Raw genomic sequence first — 16,311 nt, forward strand, 5'->3', positions numbered from 1 at the left:
CGAGGCACCCTCCTCGTCCATTGTCCCGGCCAGGAAGGTGCCTCCCACAGGTTTGCTGCAGGCGCTGGCCCGGGTGCCCGATCCCCGGGATCCACGTGGGGTGCGCTACCACCTACCCACGCTCCTGGCGACGGGGTGTGCGTGATGACGGCGGCCGGCCACCACTCCCTGGTCGCGATAGCCGAGTGGGCCCACCGCTGCGATCAGGCGGTACTGGCCCGGCTGGGCTGTCCCTTCGATCCGTTCGCCGGCCGCTTCCGGGCGCCGGGAGAGCGGACCTTGCGGGACGTCTTCGCCCGGGTCGACCCCGGCGCTCTCACAGCGGCCGGATTCGCCCGACTCACCTCTCTCGCACCGTCCGTGGTAGGGCCGCTGGGCCCGGACGGCATTCCGGAGCGCGAGCAGCGCCGCGCCCACCGGACCTCCGCACGCAGCCCGGATCAGCGCCGGCGTCGGCGGGCGTTCGCGGTCGACGGCAAGTGCCTGCGCGGAGCCGTCCGCGCTGATGACAGCCGGGTATTCGTGCTGACCGCTGTCCGTCACGATGACGCGCTGACCACGGCCCTGCATGAGATCGGCACGAAACCAACGAGATACGAGATCGCCCCGCTGTTGGACACCATCGACGACCAGGACCTCAACGATGCCGTGGTCACGGTCGACGCCCTCCACGCCCAGCGGGCCCATGCCACCTACCTCGTTGAACAGCGCAAGGCCCCCTACCTACTCTCCGTGAAGTCCAACCAGCCTAAACTGTCAAGCCAGTTGAGCCGCCTTGCCTGGAAGCAGGCCCCAGTCATGGACCGCTGCCGCGACCGGGGCCATGGACGTGAAGAGATCCGCGAACTGCAGGTCGTCACCGTCGACGGCCTCCTGTTCCCGCATGCCCGGCAGGCCATGCGGATCCGTCGCAAGCGACGCCGGATCGACACCCGGAAGTGGTCGACCAAGAGCGTCTACGCGGTCACCGACCTCGAAGCCCACGAAGCCTCCCCGGCCGAGCTGGCCGCCTGGAGCAGGGGACACTGGATTATCGAAAACAAGATCCACTGGGTCAAGGACGTCACCTTCGCCGAGGACGCCAGCCAGGTCCGCCGCCACCGCACACCTGCCGTCATGAGCTCCCTCCGCGACCTCGCCCGGGCAACCCTCCACCGAGCCGGCTGGGCCAACATCGCCAACGGGCGACGCGCTCTCACCCGCCCGGAGGACGTCCTCACCCTTCACGGCATCCCATGATCAAAAGCGGACGTTCCGGATTCTCCCCGGGGCCTTGGGCTCAGCATGCTGTCTATCAGGTTCGGCTTCTGGTGTCGAAGCGGACCCTCGATCTCGTCGGCGGCCTGATAGGCCAGGAACGCAATCGGCTGAACACCCGTTGGCGGCAAGGTCAGTTCCGGGCCCCAGGCGGTCATCGTGCTCGCCGTGCTCCGTCACGACCAGCGTCTTGGCGACATGGCCGGCGGCAACGCGGTCTGCGCCTCCACCGTGCGCCGCTGGGTGATGGAAGTGATCCGGCTGCTGTCCGCCGTGCACCGCGCCTGGACCGCGCGCTGAAGAAGATCGCCCGTGCCGGCGGGGTCGTGGTCCTGATGGACGGCACCCTCATCCGTACTCGGCGCCGCACCCCGGGAAGGACAACCGGAAGAACTACAGCGGCAAACACAAGTCCCATGGCCTGCTGTTTCTCGCGCCGACCGACGAGCAGGGCAACGTGACCTGGATCTCGGCGGCGAAGCCGGGCCGGTCCAGCGAGATCACCACCGCCCGCCACAACAAGATCACCGGACACCTGCGCGAGGCCGGTCTCGGAGCCCTGGCCGATCTCGGGTTCGTCCGCCTGGACGACGACCCCGACGACCACCCGGTGATCGTCACCGGCCGAAAGGCCACCCGCAACCACCAGCTCACTGACGCGGAGAGAGAAGCGAACCGCCTGCTCAACCGCGAACGCGCCGCCGTCGAGCACGGCTTCGCGAACCTGAAATCGTGGCGCTGCCTCACCAAGGTCCGTATGGACACCCGCCACGGACCACCCTCCTGCGAGCCCTCCTCGTCCTGGCGAACACCGAGGTCCAGCGGTGACGGACGATCTCGCCCCGATGATCACCCCACCCACCAGCACGAACACCCCGACCGTGACACTTCGCATCCGATGGTGCGACGGTCGCGGAACTACCGTCAGCACCTCGGCGAGCACACGCACACCTCGGCCGACGGGCTGCCCGTAACCGGTGGCGTCGATGACCACTTCGCTCACCACGAGTTCGACAACGATCTCGACCTTGCCGCAGGTCGGCGCAGAGCCTGGAGTTCGTCTGCCGATACGCCTGTGGGGCCGGACGTACGGGAAGGCCCCGGAGAACAGGAAGGCGTCGTTGAACCCCCAGCGCCGGCCGGTGGCTGTGAGAACCGGCGCGCGTACCTCGCCGATTCCCCCGGGCTGCCACTCAGACGTCGGTGACGCGCAGGCCGGCGTGGGCCTTGTAGCGGCGATTGACCGAGATCAGGTTGGCCACCAGAGACTCCACCTGATGGGCGTTGCGCAGTCGTCCGCCGAAGACACCGCGCGCGCCCGGGAGACGGGAGGCCAGTGCCTGAACGATGTCGGTGGCGGCGCGTTCCTCGCCCAGGACGAGCACGTCGGTGTCGATCTTCTCGATGTGCCGGTCCTCGAGGGTGACGGCGGAGAGATGGTGGAACGCGGCGGTCACACGGGAGTTCGGGAGCAGGATGGCGGCTTGCTGGGCGGCGCTTCCCTCCTCCGGCCTGAGGGCGTAGGCGCCCTTCTTGTCGAAGCCGAGCGGGTTGACGCAGTCGATCACGATCTTGCCCGCGAGTTCTTCGCGGAGCGCGGTCAACAGCTCAGCGTGTCCTTCCCAGGGAGTGGCGACGATCACCAGGTCGCTTTCCCGCGCGGTGATGATGTTGTCGGCACCGCGTACGCCGTGTCCGATGGCCGTCGCAGTGGACGCGGCCCTCTCGGCGCTGCGCGAGCCGATGATGACCTGCTGGCCCGAGCAGGCGAACCGGTAGGCAAGGCCGCGCCCCTGCGGGCCGGTGCCCCCGAGGACGCCTACGACCAGGCCTGAAATGTCGGGGAGGTCGTAGGGGCCTGGTGCGGTGGATCTGGCCGGGGCTGGGGTCCGGCCGTCGGCGGCTTCGTCGGCGGTGGTCATGCGATGATCCTCCGGTTGCTCATTCGGTTCATTCAGTTCATTGGGTTCATTGCGTGGGTCCGGCCCGGGACCGGACCCACGACGTTGTCCCGCGGCCTCAGGTGGTGTCTGCCGGCAGCCAGTCGAGCGCAGCGGTCGGTGTGACGGTGTGCGCTCGCCTCAGGCGGTCAGCGTCCCCACGCGGCGCATCACCTCGCGGCAGAACTCGCCGACTCCGTCCGGGTCGTCGGTGAATTGCGAGGGCTTGATGCAGAAGGTCGTGAAGCCCTGTGCCATCTGCTCGGGAATCGGGTCCAGGGCCTGCGCGAGGTCGGCGCACGAGCTGTCGTCGGGGAAGACGGCGCGGGTGCCGCCAATCATCTCCAGGTCGGCGACGTCGCGTCCTGCGGCGGCCATCGCCTCCTTGAGTGTCTGCATCTCTTCGGGCTTCACCTTCCCCAGCGGGTTGAAGGCGTGGCCGTACCGGACGATCCTCCGGACCATCGCGTCGTGCATGCCTGCGCCGCCGAAGCACAGCCGAGGGCCGTCCAGGTGGTGGGCCTTGGGCTCGAAGTAGACGTCCTGGAAGCTGTAGTACTCGCTCTCGTGCGACACCGGAGAGGGGCCCCACAGTTTCGCCCAGATCTCCAGGTGCTCGTCGAGGAGCTTGCCGCGCCGGGTGAACGGGACGCCGAGTGCCGCATACTCGTCGCGGCTCCAACTGACGTTCGGGAGCACCATCAGGCGTCCCTCGGAGAGGAGATCGAGGGTGCCGAGCTCGCGAGCGAGGAGCAGGGGGTGCCGCAGGGGGGCGATAACCGCCGACGCGGCCAGGCGCAAGCGGTCGGTGACAGCGGCGATCGCACTGAGCAGGATGAGCGAGTTGGGCCAAGGGGTGTACGGGTCCTGGTTGCCGGGCAAGGCGTAGTCGCGCGGGTTGCCCATCACGCCGTTGGCGCCTGCGTCGGGGCCGAGCACGATGTGCTCGCTGATCATGACGGAGTCGAACCCGGCGTCCTCGGCTTCGCGGGCCCAGCGGACCACGGTCGGCAGATCCGCCCGACCGCCCGTCATGGTCCAGTTCTCGCTGAGGACGAGCTGCATGCGGGGAATGGTCATCGTTGCAATCCTCGAGACGGAGATCGTTTGACAACAAACATGAGGGGCTGCCCCCAGGACTCCGAGGGCGTGCCCACCTTCGTGAGCCGCCGTGCGGATGGGCCGCCGCGATCAGGCGAGGGTGACTTCGACGGGTAGTTTCTTGATGCCGTTGACGAAGTTGGAGCGGACGCGCGGGACGTCGCCGACGAGGCGGATGTCGGCGAGGCGGGGGATCAGCTCCTCGAACATGATGCGGATCTCGGTGCGGGCGAGCAGGTTTCCCAGGCACAGGTGTGGGCTGCCCTTGCCGAAGGTGACGTGGTCGTTGTCGGCGCGGGTGACATCCAAGTCGTACGGGTTGGCGAAGGCCGCCTCGTCACGGTTGCCGGAGGCGTACCACATGACGACCTTGTCGCCCTCCTTGATCCGCTTGCCGCCGAGTTCGACGTCCTGGGTGGCGGTGCGGCGGAAGTGGTAGACGGGGGAGGCCCAGCGCAGGAACTCCTCCACCGCGACGGGAATCAGGGACGGGTCGTCCTTGAGGCGGGCCAGCTGGTCGGGGTGCTGGAGGAGGGCCAGCATGGAGTGGGTGATGGTGTGGCGGGTGGTCTCGTTGCCGGCCACGACGAGGAGCAGGAAGTAGTTGTCGAAGTCCTGTGGCGAGAGCGGCACACCGTCCTTCGGGATGGTGTTCACCAGCTTCGACACCAGGTCGGTGCCGTCGCCGCCGCGCCGCTGCCGGGCCAGCTCACGGCCGTACTCGAAGACCTCCAGCGAGGCGGGTGAGCGGAAGGGCAGGTGCCGGTACTGCTCGCTCTCCGCGCTGTCCAGCAGGACGTCGGCGTAGTCGGGGTCGGTGTTGCCGATGATGCGGTTGCCCCAGTCGATGAGCTGCTGGTTGTCCTCGGGCGGTACGTCGAGGAGGCGGGCGAGGACGTTGATGGGGAAGTCGGCGGAGACTTCCTTGACGAAGTCGAAGGTCCCCTTGGCCAGCGCCGCGTCCAGCGTGGTGGCGGTCAGGCCACGCAGGAAGTCGGTGTAGCTGTTGATGACGCTCGCGCCGAACTGACGCTGGAGCAGACTGCGCAGCGCGCGGTGGCGGACACCGTCCAGCTCCAGGATGGAGGCGCGGGTCTTGATCTGGTCATCGTCGACTTCTTCGAGGTTGACGAACTTCGTGGAGGTGAAGGTCTCGGCGTCACGGTCGACGCGGGCGATGTCGGCGTGGCGGGTCACGGCCCAGAAGCCGGAGTTGGGGGCGTCCTCGGGCTGCCAGTGCACCGGGTCCTGGTGGCGCAGGGTGTGGAACATGCGCCATGGGGTGATGCCGTCGGTGAAGTTGTCCAGGTCGGCGAGGTTGACGTCTGCCAGTGGCATCGGTTCGTTCACGGCGGCGGTCGGGCTCTCGGTCGTCATCGCATGGCTCCCAGTGTCACAGGTGGTAGGCGTACTCGGTGAACTCCCAGTCGGTGACGTGCCGTTGGAAGCGTTCGATCTCGTTGCGCTTGTAGGAGAGGAACGAGGCGGTGAAGTCCTTGCCGAGGATGTCGGTCAGCTCCGTGTCCGCTTCCAGGGCGTCCAGCGCGGCCGGCAGGCTCATGGGCAGCATGGCTGCCTTGGCGGTGTCGTAGCCGTACCCCTCCAGGGGGGCGGGGGGCTCCTCGCCGGTCAGAACCCCGAGCAGTGCGGCGGCGACCGTGCCCGCGATCAGCAGATACGGGTTGGCGCTGGCGTCACCGAGGCGCAGTTCGAACCGGGCACCGGAGCCGCGCTCGGGCGGGATACGGATCATGGCGCTGCGGTTGTCCAGGCCCCAGTCGATCAGCCAGGGGGCGAGGGTGTCCGGGCCGAAACGCCGGTAGGAGTTCACGGTCGGGTTGGCCAGTGCGGCCAGGGCCGGGGCGTGGGCGAGGATGCCGGCGACGGCGTGGCGTGCGGTGGCGGACAGCCCGTACGCTCCGGCGGGATCGTCGAAGGCGTTACCGGCGCCTTCCTCGTCGGAGCTGTCGCATGACAGGTGGAGGTGGAAACCGGAGCCTCCGGCGTCGTTGAACGGCTTGGCCATGAAGGTGGCGAGTTTTCCCTCCTTCCGGGCCAGTTCCTTGATCGCGGACTTGAAGCGGAAGGCGCGGTCCGCGGCGGACCGGGCGTCGGAGTGGGTGAGGTTGATCTCGAACTGGCCGCCGTCGAACTCGTGGTTTCCGCTGGTCACGCCGATGTTCATGTCCCGCAACAGACGCAGCGTGCGGAGCAGGTGATTGTCGCCGTCGCCGCGCAGACCGGCGGTGTAGGCGACGCCGGTGGCGCCCGAGTAACGCTTCCAGCCGCTCGGGGAGGCCGGGTCCTCCTCGCAGAGGAAGTACTCGAGTTCGGGGCCGACCACCGGACGCAGGCCGTGTTCGGCACATCGGTCGATGACGGTGCGCAGCAGATCGCGGGGCGACTCGGGCGCGGGCAGGCCGGTGGCCGGGTCGGTGACGTCGGCGAGGCAGGAGGCGACGCCGGGTTCCCAGGGGAGGGGGACCAGGGTGTCCAGGTCCGGTCGCACGGTGATGTCGGGCAGGCCGGCGTCGAGACCGCCGGAGACGGGGACCACGTCACCCTGGGGGCTGGTGTGGTACACGGCCCGGCAGAAGGCCAGGCCGTGGTCGCAGGCCGACGGCAGGTGATCCAGCAGCACGTCGCGCGCTCGGTCGGTGCCGATCAGGTCGGGATAGGTCACGCGCACCACGTCGATGCCGTCGGCGGCGAGCCGCTGCATGCGCTGACGGAGGCTGGAGGTTGGGTCTGCGCTCACCGATGTCTCCTCGGGCGCTAGGGGTGTGGATGGTGAGGGGAGTCAGAGGGCCGGTACGGGTGGGGGGCGCGGCGCACGGGGCAGCTTGTTTGATGCCAAACGGTATGAGAGCTTCGGGGGCCCCGCAAGAGGGGGCAGGGAAAAAATTATCCGCATGGATAGGTATTGACCAGGGCCGGGTGGCTTCCTATGTTGTTTGAAGCCAAATGAGTAAGGGCTCGGTCAGTCGCCGGACCCTTGGCCGGGGCCCGGCCGACAGTGGTCGGGCCCCTCTTCCTCCCTTGACCCCCCGCTCCGACGCCCTCACTTTCAGGAGGACCGGCCATGAAGGTCGTCGTCGACATGAACAAGTGCCAGGACCACGGCCAGTGCGTCTTCGCCGCCCCCGATGTGTTCTCCATGGACGACAGCGGCCACCTGGCCTACGTCCCCGACCCCGACGACGCGCTGCGCGAAGAGGTCGAGGAAGCCGCCGACGTGTGTCCGCTCCAGGCCATCCGTATAGAGGACTGACCATGACTTCGCGGAGTGCACGCATCGTCGTGGCCGGCGCCTCCATGGCTGGCCTGCGCGCGGCCGAGCAGTTGCGGGCCGCCGGCTGGACCGAAACCATCACGCTCGTCGGTGACGAGCCGCACATGCCCTATAACCGGCCGCCCCTGTCCAAGGAGGTCCTGGCCGGCAAGGCACCCTTCGAGTCACTCGCCTTCCGTCTTCGGGCGAGTGTGGCCGACGCGGAATGGCGGCTGGGCACCAAGATCGTCGCCACCAGGCTCGCGGAGAACATCGTCGAGTTCGACGGCGGCGAGGCACTCTCGTACGACGGTCTGGTCGTCGCCACCGGAATGCGGCCCCGGCGCCTGCGCTGCCCCGGCCCGCTCGCGGGCCGGCACACGGTCCGCACCATCGACGACGCGCAGGGCCTGCGACAGGCCCTGACCAGGCCCGGAACCCGCGTGGTCGTCGTCGGAGGCGGATTCATCGGCTGCGAGGTCGCCGCCACCGCCCTCGCTCTGGGCGCCCAGGAGGTGACGGTCGTCGACCCGCTGCCCCTGCCGATGGTCGGCCCCCTCGGCGAGCTCCTCGCCAGGGCCCTGCTGAAGCGTCACGAAGAGCGCGGCGTGCGCTTCGCCCTCGGCACAGGCGTGACCGGCTTCACCGGCGACGACCACGTCACCGGGGTGGCCCTCGGTGACGGCACCGTCCTTCCCGCCGACGTGGTGGTCGAGTCGGTCGGGTCGGTCGCCAACACCGAGTGGCTGGACGGCAACGGCCTCGACCTGAGCGACGGCGTGCTCACAGACGAGCACCTGCGCGCCGGCGGACGGCCCGACGTGGTGGCCGTCGGCGACGTCGCCCGCTTCCCCAACGCCCGCTACGACGGCGTACCGCGACGTGTGGAGCACTGGTGCATCCCCACGGACACCGCCAAGCACGCCGCGAAGACCCTCGTCGCCCAGCTGGCCGGCACCAGCCACGGCCTGTCCCCGTTCGCGCCGCTGCCCACTTTCTGGAGCGACCAGCACGACTTCCGCCTCCAGTCCTTCGGCGCACCGGTACTCGGCAAGGAGGACGTACGGGTCCTGGACGGCGACCTCGACGGTGATGTCGTCGTCGGCTACCACACCGGCGACCGGCTGGCCGGTGTCGTCGCCCTCGGCGGTCCGGCCGCGGTGGCCGCCGCCTCCCGATACCGCGCCGAACTGCTCGAGCAGCCCGCCCTCACCGCCAAAGGACTTCGCTGATCATGAACACCGTCCGTGGATTCTTCTTCCCCAAGACGGCGAGCGGTGCCTCGTCGCTGGTCCCCTCACCGCCCTGGCTGTACTCCGGGGACCTGCTCACCGTCGAGTACCGCACCGACCCGGCGCGCGTGCGTGAACTGCTTCCCGAGCCACTGGAGCTCGCCGACGAGGACCCGGGCGCGGTGGCGCTGATCTGGGCCGACTGGCAGTCCTGCTCGGCGTCCGGCGAGGAGCTGCTCGATCCCGTGCTCTCCCAGTACAAGGAGGCGTTCGCGGTCGTCCGCTGCAAGTACCGCGGCCAGACGTACTCGCGATGCGTCTACATCTGGGTCGACAAGGACTTCGCCATCGCGCGCGGGCTGTACCAGGGCTACCCGAAGAAGCTCGGCTCGATCCACCAGACCCGCCCGCACCCCTACGGCCCCGCGCCGCGCATCGAGGCGGGGGCCCGTTTCGGCGCCACGCTCGCCGCCGCCGACCGGCGCCTGGCCCAGACCGTGGTCACCCTGCGCGAGCCGTCGCAGACGAACGGCTTCGTCAACGCCCACCCGATGGCCCACCACCGCTGGCTGCCCTCCATCGAGAAGGGCAAGGGCCTCGCTCTGGACGAGCTGATCGAGTCGGGCGCCGCATCCTTCGAGGGGGGACAGGCCTGGCGCGGCGACGCCGAGCTGGAGCTGTTCGAGGCGCCCACCGAAGAACTGGCCCGCCTGGAGATCCGCGAGCCGATCGCCGCCTACTACCGCCAGGTCGGCGTCGTCTGGGACGGTGGCCGACTGCTGGAATCCGGCACCTCCGGCGCCGAGTAGACCCCACCACCTCGTGAGACCGGAGGAGCAGAGCATGAGCGAACACACCATCACCGTTGCCGGGGTCGCCATCGACACCCGGCACTGGATCGGCGGCGAGCGCGTCGCCTCGGCACAGACGTTCCCGGACGTCTCGCCCATCGACGGCAGCACGATCGGCGGCATCTCCCGAGGCACGGCCATGGAGGCAGCCGCCGCCGTGGCCGCCGCGAAGGCCGCGTTCCCCGCCTGGGCGGCCACCTCCCGCGCGGAACGCGCACGCATCCTGCACGCCATCGCCGACGGGGTCGAGAAGCGGATCGAAGAGCTCTCCATCGTCGAGACCACCGACAACGGAGCCCTTCTGCGCTCCCACCGCCGGGGCGTCATGCCCCGCGTCGCCCACAACTTCCGCTTCTTCGCGGACTGGCTGCTGAAACTGGAGCACGAGGACTTCGAGACGCGCGGGCACACCAACCACGTCAGCTGGGACCCAGCGGGCCCCTCCGTGCTGATCACACCGTGGAACGCCCCGTTGATGCTGGCCACTTGGAAGGTCGCCCCGGCTCTCGCGGCCGGCAACACGGTGATCCTCAAGCCCGCCGAGTGGACCCCGCTGACTGCCTCCCTGCTGGCCGACATCGCCGCCGAGGCCGGGCTCCCGGCAGGCGTCCTCAACGTCGTCCAGGGCTACGGCTCCGAGATCGGCGACGCGCTGACCTCGCATCCCGACGTGCGCCGGATCAGCTTCACCGGCTCCGTGCCCACGGCCAAGCGGATCGCGGAGTCGGCGGCCGCGAACCTCACGCCCTTGAGTCTCGAACTGGGTGGCAAGTCGCCGCTGTTGGTGTTCGCCGACGCGGACCTGGACCTGGCCGTCGACCTGGCGGTGGAGCAGTATGACAACGCCGGCCAGGTGTGCCTGGCTGCGACGCGCTTCCTGGTCGAGGAGTCGGTCGCCGAGGAGTTCACCCGCCGCTTCGTAGAGAAGGCCGGGCAGCTCACCCAGGGCGACCCGCGCGGCGAGGCTACCGACATCGGGCCGAACATCCACCCGCTCCAGCTGGAGAAGATCGACGGCTTCGTGCAGCGTGCCGTGGCGGCCGGTGCCCGCGCGGTCATCGGCGGCCACCGCAAGGACGGCCAGTACTACGCGCCGACCCTCCTGACCGACGTCGCCCAGGACTCGGAGGTCGTGCAGGAGGAGGTCTTCGGCCCGGTCCTGACCCTGCAGACCTTCGCCACCGAAGACGAAGCCGTCCGCCTCGCCAACGACACCCGCTTCGGGCTGGCCGCCACGCTCGCCACGGGTGACCCCGAGCGCGCCGAACGCGTCACCGCCCAGCTGGTCGCAGGCACGGTCTGGACCAACTGCTTCTTCGTCCGCGACCTGCAGGCGCCGTTCGGCGGCTCCCGTCACTCGGGCGTCGGCCGCGAGGGCGGCACCTGGAGCTTCGACTTCTACTGCGACCTCAAGAACACCGTGACCTCGCCGAACGGATGGAAGAACCATGGGTGAGATCGTCGGGGCGGGCCTCCTCGCCCACGTCCCCACCATCGTGCTGCCCGAGGAGACCCGGCTTGAGCTGAACGGGGGCAAGGAGATCACCCTCGTCACCGGCCTGCACCAGCTCCGCAAGGACGTCTTCGAGCGCGACACCGCCAACGAATACGACACCGTCGTCGTCCTGGACTCCCACTGGGCGACCACCGTCGAGTTCGTCGTCACGGCCCAGCAGCGCCGCGCCGGTCTGTTCACCTCCGAGGAACTGCCGCGTGGCATGTGCCGGATGCCGTACGACTTCCCCGGTGATCCTGAACTGGCCCACAACATCGAGAAGTTCGCCGACAAGCACGGGACCTGGATCACCGCGATCGAGGACGAGTACCTGCCGATCTACTACGCCACCACCAACCTCTGGAAGTTCCTGGGGGAGGGGCTGCCGGACAAGCGGTGGGTGACCATCGGTGTGTGCCAGACCGGGGACATGGAGGACCACCTGCGGCTGGGCCGCGCGCTGGCCGACGGGATTGCCGCCACCCCGGGCCGCCGGGTCCTGGTCATCGCCTCCGGTGCGCTGTCGCACACCTTCTGGCCGCTGCGCGAGCTGCGCGACCACGAGTCGAGCGACCCGGTGCACATCTTCACGCCCGAGGCGCGCGAGGCCGACTACGAGCGGATCGCCTGGTTCAAGGAGGGCCGCCACGACAAGGTCCTCGACACCATGCCGGAGTTCTCGAAGTACAGGCCCGAGGCGAAGTTCTTCCACTACCTGATGCTGGCCGGCGCCCTCGGGGAACAGGCCTGCGTCGCCAAGGCCCGCCAGTACGGCGAGTACGAGAACTCCATCGGCACCGGCCAGGTCCACCTCTGGTTCGACCGCCCGGCCGACGGCTGGACCGGCGCCGGCCTGCCCGCCTCCCCCTCCGCGCACAACCCTCACAGCCGTATCTAGGAGTACTGCCATGCCTGAATACCGCCGCATCCTCCTCGACGGAGCCGCCGTCCAGGTCACCGTCGACGGTGACGAACTCGTCGCCGCGGACGGCCGCCGCGTCAAGACCGAGGACGCCCAGCACCTCCCCCCGGTCGTGCCTTCCAAGGTCATCGCGGTCCATCTCAACCACCGCAGCCGTGTCGACGAGTTCGATATCGACCTCCCTGACACTCCCACCTACTTCCACAAGCCGACCTCGGCCCTCAACTCGCACAAGGGCGCCATCGTCCGCCCCGAGGGCTGCAAGTGGCTCAACTACGAGGGCGAGGTGGCCATCGTCATCGGAAGGACCGCGCGCAACATCTCCCCGGCCGAAGCGGGCGAGTACATCGCCGGCTACACCGTCGCCAACGACTACGGCCTCCACGACTTCCGTGACACCGACGCCGGCTCCATGCTCCGCGTCAAGGGCTCCGACACCCTCTGCCCGCTCGGCCCCGGCCTGGTCACCGACTGGGACTTCCACGGCAAGAGCCTGCGCACCTATGTCAATGGAAAGGTGGTCCAGGACGGTTCGACCGACGAGATGAAGTGGGACATGCACTATCTCGTCGCCGACATCGCCCGCACCATCACCCTCTACCCGGGCGACGTCCTCCTGTCCGGCACCCCCGCCAACTCCCGCCCCGTCGAGCCCGGCGACATCGTCGAGGTCGAGGTCGAGGGCTTGGGCCGCCTCACCAACCACATCGTCACCGGTCCCACCCCGGTCCGCGCCGACATCGGCGCCCAGCCCACCGAATCGGAGGAGGTACTGTCCACCGCGCTCGGCGGCGACTGGGAGTTCCGCGGCATCCGTCCGCCGAAGCGATGACACCCCTGGGTGGTCTGCTGGTCCCGACGCGCGGGTAGGGTCGCGCTCATGAGCGATTCCTCCCAGCAGCCCCCCGCCAGGCCCCGCAAGCGCGTGGACTACGGGACCGGCCGCGAGGCCCTGCTCAACGCCGCTGTGCGCGTCGTGGCCCGAGGAGGGCTGCGCAAGCTCACCTATCGCTCCGTCGCGGACGAGGCGGGTGTCACGCACGGGCTCGTGGTGCACCACTTCGGTTCACGGGACGCGCTGATCGAGGCAGCCCTCGAACACGCGGTGCGCAGCAGCACGAGCAGCAGCTCCTTGGAACCCGGCACGGGCGACATCGCCGACTTCGCGGCGGGAGTGGCGGACATGGTCACCCGCGAGCCGGCCATGCAGACGTTCCAGTACGAGCTCATGCTCGAGTCCCGGCGCAGGCCCGAGCTGCTGCCGCAGATCCGCGCGCTGTACGACGAGTACTTCGAGGCCACGGAGAGGGAACTGTCCCGCAGCCTGCCCGAAGGCACCAGCCCTGCCCTGACCCGGCTCGTCTTCGCCGCTCTGGAGGGTCTCGTACTGCACCAGCTGGTCCTTGATGAGCCGGACGTCACCGAGGCCGCGCTGAAGGAGCTGCGGTCACTGCTGATGCGGCAGCGTGGCGGCGCAGAGTAGTCACCCATGCGGTAGTCCCTGCCATAACGGCAGGTCAGGACGAGTCCCCGTCGCTCAGCGACGGGGACTCGCCTGTTTCCGGCGGCGTAAAGAGTTGATTACGTGCGCGCGAAGCATTGACGAAATTATCCGTGTGGATAATTCTCGGTGGTGTAGGGCCCACTGGTCGCCCTTCCTCTTTTCCTCCCAGCTCCCTCCGCCTCGCGCCCGATACGAGGAGTGTCACGACATGACCGTCACCACGGCCGGACCCGCGTCCGCCGCCGAGGATCTGCTGCCCTTCCGTGACCCCGGTTTCCGTGCGGACCCGTACCCGTACTACGCGCGGCTGCGGCAGGAGCACCCTGTCTACAGGCATCCGGTCGGCCTGTACGTCGTCTCCCGCTACGAGGACGTCGCCCGGCTGATCCGCAACCCCACCCTGAGCGTGCAACAGCTCGACTTCGGGCCGGCCACCCCGCTCCACCACACCATGCTGGGCAAGGACGCCCCCGACCACACGCGGCTGCGGCGGATCACCAACCGCTGGTTCACCCCCAAGGCGGTCGAGGAGTGGTCGAAGGTGATGCGTGCCTCCGTGGAGGCCGTGCTCGACGAGGTGGAGAAGGGTGACGGCACCCTGGACGCGGCCGACGGCCTCTCCCTGAAGTGCACCTTCGACACCATCTGTCATATCTTCGGCATCGAGCCGACCGAGATGGACACCATCCAGCGCAAGACCTACGAGATCGGGCTGAGCCTCGGCCCCGGCTGCAACGACGACGAGGCCCGCGCCACCACGGAGGCGCTCGTCTGGTACGCCGAGCACATCCGCCGGCTCGTGGCCGACAAACGAGCCCACCCCGGCGAGGGCCTGATCGACGCCTTCATCACCGCGCAGGACGAGGGCAGGATGACCGAGGAAGAAGTCGTCCACACCATCCTGCTGTTCTTCGCCGTGGGCCACCTCGACGTCAAGCACCTCATCAACCACGGCATCTGGCTGATGACACGGCAGCCCGGGCTGTTCGCCGCCTACCGGGACGAGCCGGAGGCACGGCCGGGCATCATCAACGAGATCCTGCGGATCGACACGCCCGAGTCGATGGTGGTGCGCCTGACCACGCAGGACACGGTCGTCGGCGACATCACGGTGCCGGCCGGAGAGGCGCTGGCCCTGCTCATCGCCTCGGCCAACCGCGACCCGGAGGTCTTCGCCGACCCCGACACCTTCGATCACACCCGCCCGGTCGCCGTCAGCCAGCACCTGGCCTTCGGTTCCGGCATGCACGGCTGCGCCGGGCAGGTCCTGGCACGCGCCGAGGCGGACATCGTCTTCAGCTCGATCGTCAACCGGTTCTCCGGTGTCGTGCCGGCGGGTGAACCCGCCTACGCCCACACCGAGTTCCTGCGCACGATCACCCACCTCCCCGTCCGTTTCCTCTGATCCACCGACCTCTCCGAGAACCGGGAGAGACAGGAGCCGTCATGAAGGTCGAAGTCGACCTCAAGAAGTGCCAGGACCACGGCCAGTGCGTGTACGCGGCCCCCGACCTGTTCGCGCTGGACGACGAGGGACGCCTGTCCCTGCGGTCGCGGGCGGCCGACGTCTACGAGGCCGACGTGGACGAGGAGAGCGCCGAGGAGCTGTACGAAGCCGCCGACGTATGTCCGCTCCAGGCCATCACGGTGCACGAGTAGACCCGATCCCCACGAGTGAAGGACATCCACCCGTGCCTGCACCCACCCCTCCCCGCATGCTGCTCGTCCTGAGCGAGAACTGGACGCTGACCGGCGGCCGGGCGGACCTGCCCACCGCCGTACGGTGGGCCCGCGAGGCCGAGGAGGCCGGCTTCGACGCGGTCATGGTCAGCGAACACATCGTGCTCGGACCGGACGCCGGGGCCGCCGGTGTCATGGGAAACCCCCGCGACTACGCCCTCCCGGGCAACCAGGACCCCTATACCCCCTGGCCGAACTCCCTGCTCCTGCTCGCCTCCATCGCCTCCGTCACCTCCCGCCTCCGGCTGGCCGCCGCGGCCGTCCTCGCACCCCTGCGCCACCCTCTGCTGCTCGCCCGCGAACTCGGCACGCTGGACATGCTCAGCGAGGGCCGTCTCGTGGTGCAGCCCACGGTGAGCTGGAGCAGGGACGAGTACGCGGCCCTGGGCGTGCCTTTCGGCAAGCGGGGGAGGCTGCTGGACGAGCACCTTCAGGTCTGGGCGAAGGCCTGGGGGCCGTCCCCGATCTCCCACGACGGCGAGCACTATCCCTTCCAGGACGTCTACTTCGAGCCCAAGGCGTACCGTCCTGACGGCCCGCGGCTGTGGTTCGGAGGACAGGGCATGCACGGCCCGCTGTTGCGGCGGCTGGTGCGGTACGGGCACGGCTTCCATCCGCTCGGACGGCCCACACCCGAAGACATGCGGCAGCTCGGGGACGCCATGGCCGGAGCAGGACGCGACATCGCCGACCTGGAGATGATCGGCGGCACCCAGGCCGTGTTCCCCGACGACCACTCACCGGCCAACCTCGGCGCCGCCCTGGCCTCCGTTCCCGAGCAGCTGGAGCAGGGCTTCACCACCTTCTGCATCAAGCCGAACCAGTTCATCGACGACCCCAACGGCATCGGAACCTTCTGCCGGGACGTCATGCGGCGCGTGGAGAGGATGACCGCGTAATCCGTCGCACGTGCCGCGAGTCCCCGGGTTTCCACCGTGTAAGAACTCCGCCGCCGCGCAAAGGATCTCCCCACACCCCTTGTCAAACGGATAGTTCCG

At 69.0% G+C, this 16,311-nt stretch carries 16 protein-coding genes and 1 pseudogene; 13 read left to right on the plus strand and 4 right to left on the minus strand.

The genetic code is table 11. From position 1 onward, the window contains the following. The first annotated feature begins 144 nt into the window (after window positions 1–144). From ADL01_RS04345 to ADL01_RS45750, 3 genes and pseudogenes are all read left to right on the plus strand, one after another. Window positions 145–1,239 (plus strand): ISAs1 family transposase, encoded by a 1,095-nt coding sequence (locus tag ADL01_RS04345; protein WP_053740536.1) that lies wholly within the window; start codon window positions 145–147, stop codon window positions 1,237–1,239. Window positions 1,240–1,425: 186 nt separating this feature from the next. After that, window positions 1,426–1,557: a hypothetical protein gene (locus ADL01_RS47140; protein WP_267889894.1), complete on the plus strand. Its 132-nt coding sequence runs from the start codon at window positions 1,426–1,428 to the stop codon at window positions 1,555–1,557. 118 nt (window positions 1,558–1,675) lie between these two features. Then, window positions 1,676–2,464: pseudogene (locus ADL01_RS45750) on the plus strand (transposase family protein); the annotation flags it as partial. Here ADL01_RS45750 and npdG read toward each other — a convergent pair. From npdG to ADL01_RS04370, 4 genes are all read right to left on the minus strand, one after another. Continuing rightward, the gene (gene npdG / locus ADL01_RS04355) at window positions 2,451–3,179 is read right to left on the minus strand and encodes an NADPH-dependent F420 reductase (RefSeq protein ID WP_053740537.1); all 729 of its coding nucleotides are present in this window, start codon (window positions 3,177–3,179) and stop codon (window positions 2,451–2,453) included. The pseudogene ADL01_RS45750 and the gene npdG sit on opposite strands and share 14 nt — an antisense overlap. Before the next feature lie 159 nt (window positions 3,180–3,338). Continuing rightward, on the minus strand, window positions 3,339–4,277 hold the full coding sequence (locus ADL01_RS04360) for a TIGR03619 family F420-dependent LLM class oxidoreductase (RefSeq protein WP_078960318.1): 939 nt from the start codon (window positions 4,275–4,277) through the stop codon (window positions 3,339–3,341). Between the two features lie 111 nt (window positions 4,278–4,388). After that, window positions 4,389–5,675 (minus strand): cytochrome P450, encoded by a 1,287-nt coding sequence (locus tag ADL01_RS04365; protein ID WP_053740538.1) that lies wholly within the window; start codon window positions 5,673–5,675, stop codon window positions 4,389–4,391. Window positions 5,676–5,691: 16 nt separating this feature from the next. Then, entirely contained in the window at window positions 5,692–7,020 is a 1,329-nt protein-coding gene (locus ADL01_RS04370; RefSeq protein ID WP_199834754.1) for a glutamine synthetase family protein, read from the minus strand. Window positions 7,021–7,380: 360 nt separating this feature from the next. Between ADL01_RS04370 and ADL01_RS04375 the strand changes: the two genes are divergently transcribed. The 10 genes from ADL01_RS04375 (at window position 7,381) to ADL01_RS04420 (ending at window position 16,212) form a co-directional block, all read left to right on the plus strand. Next, entirely contained in the window at window positions 7,381–7,569 is a 189-nt protein-coding gene (locus ADL01_RS04375; RefSeq protein ID WP_053740540.1) for a ferredoxin, read from the plus strand. A 2-nt stretch (window positions 7,570–7,571) separates the two neighbouring features. Continuing rightward, window positions 7,572–8,801 (plus strand): NAD(P)/FAD-dependent oxidoreductase, encoded by a 1,230-nt coding sequence (locus ADL01_RS04380; RefSeq protein ID WP_053740541.1) that lies wholly within the window; start codon window positions 7,572–7,574, stop codon window positions 8,799–8,801. Between the two features lie 2 nt (window positions 8,802–8,803). Next, window positions 8,804–9,610: an acetoacetate decarboxylase family protein gene (locus tag ADL01_RS04385; RefSeq protein ID WP_053740542.1), complete on the plus strand. Its 807-nt coding sequence runs from the start codon at window positions 8,804–8,806 to the stop codon at window positions 9,608–9,610. A gap of 34 nt (window positions 9,611–9,644) precedes the next feature. Continuing rightward, window positions 9,645–11,108, plus strand: a complete 1,464-nt coding sequence (locus ADL01_RS04390) for an aldehyde dehydrogenase (RefSeq protein WP_053740543.1) — start codon at window positions 9,645–9,647, stop codon at window positions 11,106–11,108. Beyond that, a complete protein-coding gene (locus tag ADL01_RS04395; RefSeq protein ID WP_053740544.1) occupies window positions 11,101–12,045 on the plus strand; it encodes a 3,4-dihydroxyphenylacetate 2,3-dioxygenase in 945 nt (314 codons plus the stop codon). Before ADL01_RS04390 ends, ADL01_RS04395 begins: the two co-directional genes overlap by 8 nt. A 10-nt stretch (window positions 12,046–12,055) precedes the next feature. After that, window positions 12,056–12,901, plus strand: a complete 846-nt coding sequence (locus ADL01_RS04400) for a fumarylacetoacetate hydrolase family protein (protein WP_053740545.1) — start codon at window positions 12,056–12,058, stop codon at window positions 12,899–12,901. Window positions 12,902–12,949: 48 nt separating this feature from the next. After that, window positions 12,950–13,552, plus strand: a complete 603-nt coding sequence (locus ADL01_RS04405; RefSeq protein ID WP_053740546.1) for a TetR/AcrR family transcriptional regulator — start codon at window positions 12,950–12,952, stop codon at window positions 13,550–13,552. A 229-nt stretch (window positions 13,553–13,781) separates the two neighbouring features. Further along, on the plus strand, window positions 13,782–14,978 hold the full coding sequence (locus ADL01_RS04410) for a cytochrome P450 (protein ID WP_053740547.1): 1,197 nt from the start codon (window positions 13,782–13,784) through the stop codon (window positions 14,976–14,978). Between the two features lie 41 nt (window positions 14,979–15,019). Then, a complete protein-coding gene (locus ADL01_RS04415) occupies window positions 15,020–15,232 on the plus strand; it encodes a ferredoxin (protein WP_053740548.1) in 213 nt (70 codons plus the stop codon). Between the two features lie 56 nt (window positions 15,233–15,288). After that, the gene (locus ADL01_RS04420) at window positions 15,289–16,212 is read left to right on the plus strand and encodes a TIGR03619 family F420-dependent LLM class oxidoreductase (RefSeq protein WP_053740549.1); all 924 of its coding nucleotides are present in this window, start codon (window positions 15,289–15,291) and stop codon (window positions 16,210–16,212) included. The last annotated feature ends 99 nt before the right edge of the window (window positions 16,213–16,311 follow it).

The organism is Streptomyces sp. NRRL WC-3618 (assembly GCF_001280005.1).
In the GTDB taxonomy this organism is placed as follows: Bacteria; Actinomycetota; Actinomycetes; order Streptomycetales; family Streptomycetaceae; genus Streptomyces.

Excerpts from the sequence above, each read along its gene's own strand:
- ADL01_RS04370 (WP_199834754.1), bottom strand. The coding sequence starts at position 7,020 with ATGCAGCGGCTCGCCGCCGACGGCATCGACGTGGTGCGCGTGACCTAT.
- ADL01_RS04385 (WP_053740542.1), top strand. The coding sequence starts at position 8,804 with ATGAACACCGTCCGTGGATTCTTCTTCCCCAAGACGGCGAGCGGTGCC.
- ADL01_RS04415 (WP_053740548.1), top strand. The coding sequence starts at position 15,020 with ATGAAGGTCGAAGTCGACCTCAAGAAGTGCCAGGACCACGGCCAGTGC.
- ADL01_RS04380 (WP_053740541.1), top strand. The coding sequence starts at position 7,572 with ATGACTTCGCGGAGTGCACGCATCGTCGTGGCCGGCGCCTCCATGGCT.
- ADL01_RS04420 (WP_053740549.1), top strand. The coding sequence starts at position 15,289 with ATGCTGCTCGTCCTGAGCGAGAACTGGACGCTGACCGGCGGCCGGGCG.
- ADL01_RS04410 (WP_053740547.1), top strand. The coding sequence starts at position 13,782 with ATGACCGTCACCACGGCCGGACCCGCGTCCGCCGCCGAGGATCTGCTG.
- ADL01_RS04400 (WP_053740545.1), top strand. The coding sequence starts at position 12,056 with ATGCCTGAATACCGCCGCATCCTCCTCGACGGAGCCGCCGTCCAGGTC.
- ADL01_RS04390 (WP_053740543.1), top strand. The coding sequence starts at position 9,645 with ATGAGCGAACACACCATCACCGTTGCCGGGGTCGCCATCGACACCCGG.
- ADL01_RS04360 (WP_078960318.1), bottom strand. The coding sequence starts at position 4,277 with ATGACCATTCCCCGCATGCAGCTCGTCCTCAGCGAGAACTGGACCATG.
- ADL01_RS04405 (WP_053740546.1), top strand. The coding sequence starts at position 12,950 with ATGAGCGATTCCTCCCAGCAGCCCCCCGCCAGGCCCCGCAAGCGCGTG.
- ADL01_RS04365 (WP_053740538.1), bottom strand. The coding sequence starts at position 5,675 with ATGACGACCGAGAGCCCGACCGCCGCCGTGAACGAACCGATGCCACTG.
- ADL01_RS04345 (WP_053740536.1), top strand. The coding sequence starts at position 145 with ATGACGGCGGCCGGCCACCACTCCCTGGTCGCGATAGCCGAGTGGGCC.
- ADL01_RS04395 (WP_053740544.1), top strand. The coding sequence starts at position 11,101 with ATGGGTGAGATCGTCGGGGCGGGCCTCCTCGCCCACGTCCCCACCATC.
- npdG (WP_053740537.1), bottom strand. The coding sequence starts at position 3,179 with ATGACCACCGCCGACGAAGCCGCCGACGGCCGGACCCCAGCCCCGGCC.
- ADL01_RS04375 (WP_053740540.1), top strand. The coding sequence starts at position 7,381 with ATGAAGGTCGTCGTCGACATGAACAAGTGCCAGGACCACGGCCAGTGC.